Origin of the sequence: Streptomyces sp. BE303 (assembly GCF_036290945.1) — a bacterium.
Lineage (GTDB): Bacteria > Actinomycetota > Actinomycetes > Streptomycetales > Streptomycetaceae > Kitasatospora.
Window position 1 is genome coordinate 1 of the sequence record NZ_JAQYWZ010000283.1, and the last position, 11703, is coordinate 11703.

General features: G+C 72.5%; 8 protein-coding genes and 1 rRNA gene. 5 read left to right on the forward strand and 4 right to left on the reverse strand.

What is annotated here, in order from left to right:
* A 5S ribosomal RNA gene (rrf, locus tag PUR56_RS02275) occupies nt 1-83 on the forward strand; the annotation flags it as partial.
* 75 nt (nt 84-158) lie between these two features.
* On the opposite strand, the gene PUR56_RS02280 is transcribed toward rrf, so the two are convergent.
* Entirely contained in the window at nt 159-1319 is a 1161-nt protein-coding gene (locus PUR56_RS02280; RefSeq protein ID WP_329947624.1) for an iron-containing alcohol dehydrogenase, read from the reverse strand.
* A gap of 173 nt (nt 1320-1492) precedes the next feature.
* On the opposite strand from PUR56_RS02280, the gene PUR56_RS02285 reads away from it, so the two are divergent.
* Nucleotides 1493-2518 carry a LysR family transcriptional regulator gene (locus PUR56_RS02285; RefSeq protein WP_329947625.1) on the forward strand — a complete coding sequence of 342 codons (1026 nt, stop codon included), beginning with the start codon at nt 1493-1495 and terminating at the stop codon, nt 2516-2518.
* 211 nt (nt 2519-2729) lie between these two features.
* The gene (locus PUR56_RS02290; protein WP_329947626.1) at nt 2730-4145 is read left to right on the forward strand and encodes a uracil-xanthine permease family protein; all 1416 of its coding nucleotides are present in this window, start codon (nt 2730-2732) and stop codon (nt 4143-4145) included.
* Nucleotides 4146-4285: 140 nt separating this feature from the next.
* Here PUR56_RS02290 and PUR56_RS02295 read toward each other — a convergent pair whose 3' ends face one another.
* On the reverse strand, nt 4286-4567 hold the full coding sequence (locus PUR56_RS02295) for a hypothetical protein (protein ID WP_329879802.1): 282 nt from the start codon (nt 4565-4567) through the stop codon (nt 4286-4288).
* 352 nt (nt 4568-4919) lie between these two features.
* Between PUR56_RS02295 and PUR56_RS02300 the strand changes: the two genes are divergently transcribed.
* Nucleotides 4920-5651, forward strand: a complete 732-nt coding sequence (locus tag PUR56_RS02300; protein ID WP_329947627.1) for a heparin lyase I family protein — start codon at nt 4920-4922, stop codon at nt 5649-5651.
* A 72-nt stretch (nt 5652-5723) separates the two neighbouring features.
* Here PUR56_RS02300 and PUR56_RS02305 read toward each other — a convergent pair whose 3' ends face one another.
* On the reverse strand, nt 5724-6821 hold the full coding sequence (locus PUR56_RS02305; protein ID WP_329947628.1) for a winged helix DNA-binding domain-containing protein: 1098 nt from the start codon (nt 6819-6821) through the stop codon (nt 5724-5726).
* Nucleotides 6822-7020: 199 nt separating this feature from the next.
* Complete coding sequence (locus PUR56_RS02310) at nt 7021-7974, reverse strand: hypothetical protein (protein WP_329947629.1); 954 nt, start codon at nt 7972-7974, stop codon at nt 7021-7023.
* A gap of 120 nt (nt 7975-8094) precedes the next feature.
* Between PUR56_RS02310 and PUR56_RS02315 the strand changes: the two genes are divergently transcribed.
* Complete coding sequence (locus PUR56_RS02315) at nt 8095-11343, forward strand: discoidin domain-containing protein (protein WP_329947630.1); 3249 nt, start codon at nt 8095-8097, stop codon at nt 11341-11343.
* Nucleotides 11344-11703 lie beyond the last annotated feature (360 nt).

Consider the following 11703-nt stretch of genomic DNA (forward strand, 5'->3'; position numbering starts at 1 on the left):
ACATTCCGAACCCGGAAGCTAAGCCTCACAGCGCCGATGGTACTGCAGGGGGGACCCTGTGGGAGAGTAGGACGCCGCCGAACAATCATTGTGGAGAACCCCCGTCCGGGATACGGACGGGGGTTCTTTGCGTTTCCGGGGGATTCCGGGCGAAGGGATCAGCCGTAGATGCCGGCGTAGAGGTCCTGGATCTGGTCGGCGGTGGGCACGGCGGGATTGTTGGCGGGGGAGCCGGAGGCCAGGGCCTGCTCGGCCATGAGGGGCGTCAGGCGGGTCCAGGCCTCCTGGTCGATGCCGTGGGCGCGGGGTGTGGGCACGTCCAGGTCGTGGCAGAGGCCGCGGAGCGCGTCGACGAGCTTCCCGGCGGCCACCTCGTCGGCGTCCGTGGCGGTCGCGGCTCCCAGGGCACGGGCGCAGTCGGCGTACCGGCCGGGCGCCGCGTGCACCGAGAAGGCGGTCACGGCGGGGAACAGCATCGCGTTCGACAGACCGTGGGCGACGTGGAAGTGGGCGCCGATCGGACGGCTCATGCCGTGCACGAGGGCGACGCTGGAGTTCGAGAAGGCGATGCCGGCCTGGGTCGCGGCGAGCATCATGGCCTCGCGGGCCCGAACGTCCGAGCCGTCGGTGTAGGCGGGGCGCAGGTGGCGGCCGATGGTGCCGATCGCGGTGAGGGCGAGGCCGTCGGAGAAGGGGTTGGCCTTGCGGCTCACGTACGCCTCGACGGCGTGGGTGAGCGCGTCGATGCCGGTGTCGGCGGTCAGCCGGGGCGGCATCGACATGGTCAGCTCCACGTCGACCACGGCGGCGATCGGCAGGAACGCGGGGCCCAGACAGAGCATCTTCTCGTCCGTGCCGCTGTCGGTGATGACCGTGAACTGGGTCGCCTCCGATCCGCTGCCGGCGGTGGTGGGGACCGCGATCACCGGGAGCGCCGGGCCGAGGTTGACGCGCGGCGCCTTGTAGTCGCGCATGTGACCGCCCTGCACGCCGAGGAGGGCGAGGGCCTTGGCGGTGTCCATCGGGCTTCCGCCGCCGAACCCGATGACCGAGTCCGCCTCGTGGTCGTGCAGAGCCTTCAGTCCCGGGGCGAGGGAGTCGGTCGTCGGGTCGGGCACGGTGTCGGAGAACAGCCGCGGGCTGAGTCCGGCCTTGAGCAGGGCCGCCGCAAGGCGTTCCGCCGCACCGCTTCCGACCAGGTACGCATCCGTGACGAGGAGCGGCCGGCTCAGCCCCAGCCCCGCGATGACGTTGCCGAGTTCCTCGGCGGCGCCGCGGCCGACGCGCATGATCCGTGGCAGGGACAGGCTGGCAACCATGGAGAACCCCTCAACGCTGGGAGGAACTTGGGGAGGAACCTCGGAAGGAACCGGGGGACGGACGGCGGCCGGGTACGCCGGCCGGGAAGGTTCGACTGTGACCCCCGTGAGGTTGTGCGTTCAATCGCCAATCGTGCAGACGAGGTGTGCGGAAATGCAGATACGCTGATCGCGTGCGCTCCCGTTCCCGCCCGGTCGGTGATGATCCGGCTCCGGCTCCGGCGCAGGTCCCGCCCACGCGGACGGACCGTAGCGGTCTCGATCCGCGCAGACTCCGCGCGGACGACCTGCGTTACCTGCTCGCGGTCGCCCGTACGGGGCGTCTGGTGACCGCCGCCGAGGTACTCGGGGTGGACCACACCACCGTGTCCCGCCGCATCACCGCACTGGAGAAGAGCCTCGGGGTGCGGCTGATGGAACGCGGTGCGGAGGGCTGGGCCCTGACGGACGCCGGGAAGGCCGTCTCCGCGAGCGCCCGCACGATCGAGGACGCCCTCGTCCGCGTCGTCGACGCGGTGTCCGGTCAGGACGCGCCGTCACTCCTCGGCACCGTCCGGGTCAGCGCTCCGGACGGCTTCGGCACCGTCTTCGCCACCCCGGCCCTGGCCCGGGTGCGCCGGCGCCACCCCCGACTGCACGTCGAACTCATCACCGCAACCCGTCAGTTGAACCTTCGACCGGCCGGCTTCGACCTCACCCTGACCATCGGCAGGCCGCCGAGGAGCCGTCTGGTGACCGAGCACCTCACCGACTACGCGCTGGGGCTGTACGCCAGCGACGAGTACCTCGCGCGGTGCGGGCCCCCCGGCGAGGTCGCCGACCTGCGCGAGCATCCGCTGATCTTCTACATCGAGTCGATGCTCCAGGTCGGCGACCTCGACATCGAACGTCATCTTCCGGGCATGACACCCGCGTTCTCCTCCACCAACGTCTTCGCCCAGCTCGAAGCCACCCGGGTGGGTGCCGGGGTCGGTGTGCTGCCGGCCTTCCTCGCCGATCGGGCCGGGTTGCGGCGGCTGCTGGTCGACGAGGTCGACATCCGACTGCCGATCACGCTGGCCGTGCGACGGGAAGCGGTGACCCACCCCGCCGTCCGGGCCGTGCGCGACGCCCTGCACCACGAGGTGGCCGACCGCACCGCCGAACTGCTCCCGGGGGAGTCCGGCCGCACGCCCCGGTCGAACGCGCGCCTGCTCTGACGGGCGACGGGGACGGGCGACGGCGACGGTAACGGGTGCCGGGTGACGGGTCCGACGGCGCACGTGACGGGGGGTGTCCGGTAGGGCCCACCGACGTCGGTGCCGCGCGAGCGCGCAGGTCAGGAGCAGGGCCGGTGGCGCGCGGGACGCCCGGCGGCCACGAGAATGGTGCGGACGATTCCACGGAAGTACAGAGAAAGTGAACCCCCACATGGACCTCGGCGTGCGCTGGAAGCTGCACGGTGACGGGCGGACGCCCGCACCGGGAGCGGTCGTCCGCCCCGACGAACGACTCTCCTGGCCACGGACGGCAGGGCTCGGCGCCCAGCACGTGGTGGCCATGTTCGGCGCGAGCTTCGTGGCGCCCGTGCTGATGGGGCTGGACCCCAACCTGGCGATCATGATGTCCGGCGTCGCGACCGTCATCTTCCTGCTGGCGACCCGCGGCCGGGTGCCCAGCTACCTCGGCTGCTCGCTGTCCTTCGTCGGCGTGGCCGCGGTGATCCGGGCGCAGGGCGGTACCAGTGCCACGGTCACCGGCGCCGTGTTCGTGGTGGGCGTGGCGCTGTTCCTGGTGGGCCTGGCGGTCCAGCGGTTCGGGGCACGGATCATCCACGCCGCGATGCCCCCGATCGTCACCGGCGCCGTCGTCATGCTGATCGGCTTCAACCTCGCGCCCGTCACCGCCTCGACCTACTGGCCGCAGGACCAGTGGACGGCGTTGCTGGTGATGTCGTTCACCGGGTTGGCCGTGGTGTGCCTGCGGGGCTTCTGGTCGCGCGTGGCGATCTTCCTCGGGCTGCTCTTCGGGTACGGGATCTCCTGGCTGTTCGACCGGATCTTCGGGAAGATCCACTCGGTGGACGCGAGCGGACAGCTCACCGACCACTGGCGTCTGGACCTGTCGGGCGTGGGCACGGCGGACTGGATCGGCCTGCCCGCCTTCCACGGCCCCTCCTTCCAGTGGTCCGCGATCCTGGTGGCCCTGCCCGTGGTGATCGCGCTGGTCGCGGAGAACGCCGGGCACGTCAAGGCGGTGGGGGAGATGACCGGTGAGACCTTGGACGACAAGCTGGGCACCGCGATCTCCGCGGACGGCGTCGGCTCCATGCTCTCCACCGCGCTCGGCGGCCCGCCGAACACCACCTACTCCGAGAACATCGGCGTCATGGCCGCCACCCGTGTGTACTCCACCGCCGCCTACTGGGCGGCCGCCGGCTTCGCGCTGCTGTTCGGAATCTGCCCGAAGTTCGGTGCCGTCGTGGCCGCGGTCCCCGGCGGGGTCCTCGGCGGCATCACCGTCATCCTGTACGGCATGATCGGCCTGCTCGGCGCGCAGATCTGGACCAAGTCCGGCGTGGACCTGCGCAACCCGCTGAACCTCGTGCCGGCCGCCGCGGGCATCATCATCGGGGTCGGCAACGTCACCATGACGTTCACCGACACCTTCAGCCTCAGCGGCATCGCGCTGGGGACCGTGGTCGTCATCACCGGCTACCACGTGCTGCGAGCGCTGGCGCCCGCGCACCTCAAGACGCAGGAACCCCTGCTGGACGCGGGCACCTCCTCGTACGACGCGGGCACGGAGGACTCCGGAGAACCCGGCGGGGCGCCGCCGCGCAGCTGACCGCTTCCGCGGCGGCCTTCCGGGTGGCCTCGGCCTCCCGCGTCGTCGCGTCCGTGTGCCGTCCCGCCACGGCCGACGACAGGTGCGGGCGAAGCCCACGGCGTGGGCCCGGGGAGCCGGACCGGTGGAGTCCCGGTCGGTCAGCCGGTGTGCGCGGCCCGGTCGCAGTGCGGGCAGACCTTCCCGCTCCCGTGCCACTTGGGCGGGTACCAGGAGGAGCCGGGTTCGGCCGGGCGGTAGTCCACGGCCTGCATCCGTCGGGTGTCGGCACCGCACAGGGTGGAACCACCGGGAGCGCCGGGCACGGACGGGTCGGCCCCGGCCGCGTGCACGGCGCGCACGCCCTCGACGTACTCGTCGGCGGCGCCGCCGAAGGGGGCCACCCGCTGGAGCTCCGGTTCGAGGAGCACGATGAGTCTCATCACCCCACCTTCGTGGTGAGGACGGCCGCGCGCACCCGTAACGCGCCCCGGGGAGGAGGAAGCCGGTCCCGGCCTCCTTCTCCGAAAGCGAAAGCGGGAGCGGGAGCGGCAGGGGTCGGTGAGGTCGAGGGCGCTCTCGACCGGGGAGCGCCCACGGCACCCGGGGGCCGCCGCCGTGACCGCGGAGACCTTGCCCCCGGTGCCCGCGGTCGACCGGTGGGAGTGCCCGAAAGGGCCGCTGCCGGTCGGCCTGCTGGCCCGACCGGCCGTCAGGTGGTCGAATCGACGGATGCGTTCGGGCCGGCCGGCCCGGGCGGCGTCCGCTTCCGCCACTCATCCACCCGGGAGAGGTATGTCCTTTCTGTCCCACCACCGCAGGACCGCCGTCGGAGTCGTGGCCCTCACCACGCTCGCGATCGCGGCCGGTTCGGTCACCGCGAGCAGCTCGGCCGCCGCCGCGGGCAAGGTCCTGTGGACCCCCAGCACCAGCAAGGGCCCGTCCTCCTTCGCCGCCGTCCAGTGCGCGTCGGGTGACTTCGGCGTCGTCCAGGACTCCGCCAAGGGCAGCGTGTGGCGGGCGTTCCAGGCCGCGGGCGCGGAGCGCTGCGAGACGCTCGGCCCCGACCTGAAGGAGGGGGACACCTTCTACCTCGGCTGGTCGTCCAAGGTGGACATCCAGGACACGAACAGCCGCTACGTCTTCCAGCTCAAGTGCTCGCCGAGCACCGGTACGGCGAACCACCCGATCGAGATCGACGCGACGGCCGGGCGCATCCGCCTCCAGGAGTGGGACACCGAGCACGTCGCCCACACGCTGTGGACCGCGCCGACCGCCAACAACCAGTGGCACTCCTACGCGCTGAAGATCCGCCTGGGCCGCACCGACGGCACCATCGACTTCTGGTTCGACGGGGTGAAGCAGTCCTTCACGACCGGCTCCGGCACCTTCAGGGGCACCACGTGGGACGGCACCCGCAACTACCTCAAGTGGGGTTCCTACCACCTCTCCTCGGGGGCCGCGACGAACACCTTCACCAGCCCGGTCATGGCGACCACGCTGGAGACGGCCACCGCCGGCTCGTGACGGACGGACCGCGCGCCGCGGCGGTCCGCGGACGGCGGCCCGCCGCCCGGGGAAGGCGGGGAGGCCGTCTGCTCAGTCCGTCCCGGTGGTGAGGCGGACGCGGTCGGGGTCCGCGCCGTGGAAGGTGGCGAGGGCCCGTGCTTCGGCGTGGACCTCGTCCCGTTCCGGGGCGGACAGGGGGCGCAGCGCGGTGACGGTGAGCTGTTCGTCGCGCAGGGTCCAGGTGGCGGCGACGCGTCCGTCGACGAGGACGGCGCGTCGGCCGGCGACGGAGAGGCCGAGGTGGGCGTCGTCGATGATGCGGCTGCGGTCCTGGTAGCCGAGGATCGCGTTGTCGAAGGCCGGGAGGAAGCGGACGGGTGCGGGGGTGTCCGGGTCCGGGCGCGGCGCGTCGGGCAGGTCGAGCAGTTCGCGGCCGCGTTCGTCGCGGAAGGTGACGAGTTCCCCGCGGACGGCCTTGACCGCGGCGGGCAGTCCGGCGAGTCCGCACCAGGCACGGAGGTCCGCGGTGGCGGCGGGGCCGTGGGCGGCGAGGTAGCGCCGGACGAGCCGGCGCCCGACGGGATCGCTCTCGTCGGGTGAGAGCGGCGGGATCTCGCGCCCCAGCCAGGCGGCCAGGGGAAGGTTGCGGACGCCCGCGGTGGTGCGCCACAGGCCGCGGGGCGGGAGCTGGGCCATCGGGACGAGGGCGGCGACGAGCACCTCGCCCAGGGCGCGGCGCGGGGGCGCGGGCCAGCGGCCTTCGACTTCCCGGACGAGTTCGGTCATGGTGCGGGGTTGCGCGTCGGCCATGACCGCCCTTCCTGCGGCGGCGAGTTCGTCCAGGTCGACGCCCGCGAGCTCGCGCCGGTAGGCGGCCGTCGACCGCTGGCGCAGCATGGCGTCGTGGCGTGCCCGCCAGGCCAGCGCGTCGTCGGCGGTGACGAGGTGGACGGTGCGGCGCATCAGGTGCGTGCGTACGACCGTGCGCCCGGTCAGTGCGTCGTCCAGGTCCTGTGGCTGGAACGCCCTCAGCCGGGACCACAGGCCCGTGAACGGTTCCTGGGGTTCCTGCGCCTGCAGGCCGCACAGGTGCGCCACGGCGTCGCGGACGGGCGTGTCCTCGCGCGCGAGCAGGTACTGGCGGGCGAGGGCGGCGCGGTTGAGGGCGCGGGTGCCGAGGACGGTCATGCGGTCTGCTCCTGGCGTCGGGTCGGACGGTCGGGCGCCGGTCGGACGGTCGGCCGCCGGTCGGGTTGGGTGTCCTCGACCGGCGGCCCGGTCATCACCGTGGCAGACGTGGCGGACAGGAGGTGTCCTCGACTCGGGTGCGCCCGGAGGCCGGGACACCGCGCCCGGGGTGCTCCGGCCGGCTGCCCGAGGTCGTGGATCAGGTGCGGTTGAGGGTTCTGCTGATGCCCGAGATGACGGCGGTGGTCAGGAGCCAGCCGATGGCGATCAGGGTGTAGCCGAACCACTGCTGGGGTCCCGTCCAGTACCACGCGGTGCGCTGGCCGAGTCCGCCGATCGGGATGAGCAGGTCGAGCGTGTAGACGAGGGGGCTGAACGGGACGCTCTCGCCGCGCTTCACCTCGTGGGGTGTGCCCTGCCCGAAGACGAGGGCGCCGAGCAGGGCGAGTCCGAGGAGCCACAGCACGGCCTGCCAGGGGCGGTAGCCGTAGCCGACGGTGACGTCCAGCAGCCGGCTCCAGAGCCGGCCGGGCGGGCCGAGGGTGGGGCGGCGCCGGCGCTGCTTCGCGAGGAGGACCCGTCGGGCGTCGTCCTCGTGGCCGATCCTCCGGTACCAGGAGGCGAGTTGCTCGTACGCCTGGGGCGAGTATCCCTGGAGGCGGGCCAGCCAGGCCAGGCGGTCGGCGACGGGACCGGGTCCGGCGGCCGGGGCCTGGATCGAGGTGTAGGTGAAGCCGTCGAGGCGGGTGTCGGCGGGCCAGCTGTGCTCGTTGTCGTGCAGGACGACGGCCTGTGCGTCCTGAAGGTCGACCGCGCCGGTCGGTGGGGTGGCCGGGGTCAGCTGGAGGTCGCCGGTCGTGAGCCGGTCGGCGGCCAGCGCCACGGCGCCGCCGTTCAGGACGGCGGAGTCCAACGAGAGCCTGCTGCGGATCACCGCCCCGGGGAGCCGGATCGATCCCGTGGCCGTGAAGCCGTCGGAGAGGACGACGGTGGAGGCGGAGAGGTCGTCGCCGGTGAGCGCGTCACCGTCGGGGTTGTCGATGCGGGCCCGTTCCATGAAGAGACCGCCGTTGAACCGGGCACCGACCAGCCGCAGGCCCCCGCGGGAGCGGAACCCCTTGCGGGCGTCGCCTGACGGACCGGTGGCTTGCATCGGCACGAACTACCGGGTTCACCGGGTATGCGATATGACTGGCCCTCATCATCTGATCGCCTGCGGTGTTCACCGTGTGCGAATCTGAATTCAGAAAGAGTGATTGTGGACAAATCACCTGTGAGGGCCGTTGTGCCCTCCCTGGTCGGTCTTCTGCTCGCCGCCCTCATACCGGGAACGGCGGCGGCCGTGGAGCCGCCCCCGTCCGTCTGGGTGGCGAGCGGCTACGACCACGTGTTCTCGGCCTCTCCCGCTCCGGATCGTCCCACCCGCGCGGTCGGGCTCTTCGCGGCCCGCAACGAGACCCAGGCCGCCCAGATCGCGGTCCGCTCCGGCCACCGGCTGACGGGGGTGCAGGTGGTGGCCGGCGACCTCGCCGGGCCGGCCGGTGCCACCATCCCGGCGTCCCGGATCACCGTGAACCGGGAGTACAACCACCCGCGCGTCGCCAAGGTCACTCCCTGGAACGGCATCGGGCAGCCCGGCTACCAGGAGCCGCCGGACGGCGGGACCAGCTACTACGACGCCCTGGTGGAGAACACCCCGTACGAGCTGGCCCCCGACACGACGCAGCCGTACCACTACAGCGTCGCGGTGCCCGCCGGCCAGGCTCCCGGTACCTACACCGGCAAGGCCACCGTGCAGAGTTCGGACGGCGCGGTGGACGTCCCGGTCTCGGTGACGGTCTACGACGCCGCGCTCCCGCCGGTCAACCGGTCGACGCTCCGGATGAACAACTGGTTCACCTCGGTCGGCTGGGACTACGGCTGGACCGCGCAGGACATCCGCGCGCAGTACGGCGTCGAGGACTACAGCGAGGGCTGGTGGGAGGTCATGAGGAACTTCGCCGCCAACCACGCCAAGCACCGGAACAACGTGATCTTCGCGGATTTCCAGGCACTGGCGATCCCGGACACCACCCTGGTCGACGGTCAGTACACGTTCACGTGGCAGAACCTCGACCGCTTCCTCCAGCTCTTCCAGGACGCCGGAGCCCTCCAGTACATCTACACGCCGCACCTGATCGAGGGCAGCGGCAACGTGCTGGAGCAGCTGGTCGGTGACGGCCAGGGCGGCGTCAGGAAGGCCGACGTCCTGATCGACACGCCCGAGCGCAGGGCGGCGAGCGCCGTGTACCTCGACACGATCCTCGCCTCGCTGAAGGCCCACCTCGACACCAAGTGCCTGGACGCCGGGCCCACCTGCGCCCCCGGCCGGCGCTGGAGCGACGTCTTCTACATGAGCGCCCTCGACGAGCCGGGCGGCAACCTGACCGACCAGAACGTGACCTCGCCGTGGGTCTACCAGCAGTTCCGCAAGCACTTCCCCAGCGGCCTGACCAACGAGGCCCACACCACGGCCGTCCCCACCATCGACGCGGCCCTCGGCACCGTCACGCCGCTGCTCAACAGCGACTACGACGCCAACGCCGGCTACTACCAGAGCCTGCGGCTCGCCGGGAAGGAGCTCTGGCTCTACCACTCCAGCTCGCCGACGGACAACCACCTCAACCGGTTCATCAGCTACCCGCTGTCCGACTCCCGGCTGACGCCCTGGATGGTGGCGGCCGTCGGAGGCACCGGCTACCTGCACTGGGGCTGGAACCACTGGACCGACCCGAACACCTACGCCGCCGTGAACACCTTCGACGACTGGGAGACCGGCGACAACATGCTGGTCCGGCCCAACGCCGGTGACGCCACGCACCGGAAGTACGAGGTCTACGACAGCGTCCGCAGTGAGGCCCTGCTGGCGGGCATCCAGGACTACGAACTGCTCCACCAGCTCGCCGCCACCAAGCCCGTGCTCGCCCGCGCCCTGATCGGCTCGCTGATCACCGGCACCACGTCGTTCTCCACCTCCGGCACCGAGACCGACCACCGCCACAAGCAGATCCTGGACGCGCTCACCTCCACGGCCCCCGACGCCGCCTTCCCCTTCGCCGACGACTTCTCCGGCGGCACCGACGGCGAGTGGCGCCACACCAGGGGCACCTGGTCGGTGACCGCCGACGGCGCGTACGTCCAGAGCGACCCGCTCAGCGGCTGGGAGACGACGTCCGCGGTGGCCGGCCGCGCCTACCGGGACGCCGCGGTCTCCGTCGACGTCCGGATCACCGGGGTCGACGCCAACGACGGCGGTGACACCAACTGGGCGGGTCTCACGCTGCACAGCCAGAACCCGACCGACACCCAGACCGGCTACCTGGTCGGCCTGCGCAACAACGGCACGGTGTTCGTCCACCGCAGCGGCACGACCCTCGCCACGGCCGCCGTCCCCGGGTACGCCCCGGGACGGACCGTCAGCCTGCGGGTCATCAGCCAGGGCGACACCCTGCGGGTCTTCGACGGCGCGACGCTCCTGCTCACCGTCACCGACGGCAGCTACCCGGTGGGCAACGTCGCGCTCGCCACCGGCCACGCGGCCGCCCGGTTCGACAACGTGCGGATCAACCCGGGGACCAACCCCGCCGAGGGCGCCGTCGTCACCGCGTCCAGCTCCTACGAGGCGGACGGCTGGGGCAGGGCCGCCGCCACCGACGGCCGCCGCGGCCTGGCGGACGGCAGCAAGGGCTGGAGCAGCATCGACAACCTCGGTGCCGACCACACCGAATGGGTGACGGTCGACCTCGGCTCCACCCGGCGGACCGGCCGCGTGGACCTCTACCCGCGGGCCGACGGCGACGCCACCGGGCAGGGCTTCCCGGTGGACTTCACCGTGCAGGTCTCGGCCGACAACGCCACCTGGACCACCGTCGCGTCCCGGACCGGCCACCCGAAGCCCGACGCCTCGGCGCAGTCCTTCGCGTTCCCGCCCGCGGACGTCCGCTACATCCGGGTGACGGGGACCAAGTTGCGTACCGACCCCCACGGCAACTACCACCTGCAGTTCGCCGAGATCGAGGCCGGCGGCCGGGAACCGGCCCTCGGCCGACCGGTCACCAGCTCCAGCTCCGTGGAGTCCTCGGGCTGGAAGCGCAGCGCGGCGACCGACGGCGTGCTGAACTCCGCGCTCGGCTACTCGATGGGGTGGAGCAGCGCCAAGTCCCCGACCGCGACCGCCCACGAGTGGGTCACCGTCGACCTCCAGGGTGCCAACGTGCTCAGCCAGGTCAGGCTCACCCCCCGCACCGACGGGGTGAACACCGGACTGGGCTTCCCGGTGGACTTCACCGTGCAGGTCTCGGCCGACAACGCCACCTGGACCACCGTCGCGTCCCGGACCGGCTACCCGCGCCCCGGGGCGGTGACCCAGGACTTCGCCTTCACCCCGGTCACGGCGCGCTACGTGCGGATCACCGGTACCCGCCTGAGCGCCGACCAGTTCGGCGACCACTACCTCCAGCTGGGCGAGATCGGCGTCGGCTGACCCACCACCGGCGGGCCGCCCGGCCCGTCGTACGGCCCGTCGCACGGCCTCGCCGGGTCGTCTCCCACCGCCCCCGGTCCGCCGCCCGTCACCCGGGCGGCGGGCCGGGGGCTCCGTGCTCCGGGCCCTCCCTGCGGAGGCCCGGCGGAGGCCCGGAGCCCCGCCCGGCCGCAGCGCCCGCCGTCCGGCCGCCCCGGGAGACCCCGGTGCCGGTGCCCGCCCCGTGATGCCGGACCCGGTCCGGTCCCCGATGATCGGTCGAGACAGCAGTGTGCGACCGGCCGGCGGCCTTCCGCGGCAGCCCGGTCCGGGCCGCCGATCACCCGCGCCGGTCGGACGCCACCGTGGCCGCCGGCCGAT